Below are 913 nucleotides of genomic sequence, written 5' to 3'. Positions count from 1 at the left end.
CGAGTCCCCATGACCATCAAAGACGCCAGGCAGCACGTAAGCAACGTGACGGAAGCCAGTCTCACTGCCATGGGTAACGGTTACCACGGTTGTTGGGTGGATGCAGACTATGCCGGAGTGAAACAGAAATGGTTGATTCTGCGCAGTGAGCAGGCGACTAAACGGGAGCAGCAGACGCTGGCCCGCAATTTACTTAAAAGCAGTGAAAAAGAGCACAAGCAATTTATTAAATTGTGTAAGCAACGCTTTGCCTGCCAGACCGATGCCGAGACGGCAATGAAAGTCTTTAGCAAGACGTTAAAAACAACCCGCATCAGTGAGTTTGACTGTATAGCCCACCCCGTGTTCTTAGGTAAAGGTCGCCCCAAAAAAGGACAACAGCCAGCATACTATGAATACCAACTCGATGGGCTGATAGCCACCTGTTTGGATAAAGTTGGAATAGCTCAGGCGCAAACTGGGATGTTTATCCTCGCAACCAATGATTGTAGCGGGGAACTCAGTATGCAGACATTGTTAGATACCTACAAATCCCAGCAACATGTTGAGCGGGGATTTCGTTTTCTCAAAAGTCCGGAATTCCTGACATCCTCACTGTTTCTAAAGAAACCGGAAAGGATTGAAGCGCTGCTCATGGTGATGACGTGCAGTCTGATGATATACGCCGCCCTTGAACACCGGATCCGAACGTCATTAAAAGAAAGACAACAATACTTCCCTGACATGAAAAAGAAACCGTCCCAGAAGCCAACGGCACGATGGGTATTTCTGTGTTTTAGTGGGATCCACGAAGTCAGTATTGGTGACTCTCCCCCCGTAATCACAGACAAACAGGAGCGCCAGCAGGTGATCATTGATGTACTTGGCACATTATACCAAGAGATTTATTCCTGAATTTGATGCGGAATGTCGG

The 913-nt window shown here is 47.8% G+C and carries 1 protein-coding gene; it reads left to right on the top strand.

Annotated elements, in window-relative coordinates:
* The coding region (locus tag ACX5KA_RS05405; protein WP_458730603.1) for an IS1634 family transposase at window positions 1–894 on the top strand (894 nt) is incomplete at its 5' end.
* Between the last annotated feature and the right edge of the window lie 19 nt (window positions 895–913).

Source organism: Alteromonas alvinellae, assembly GCF_902705805.1.
The sequence above is the reverse complement of the archived record's forward strand: the minus strand, read 5'-3'. Positions and strand labels throughout refer to the sequence as shown.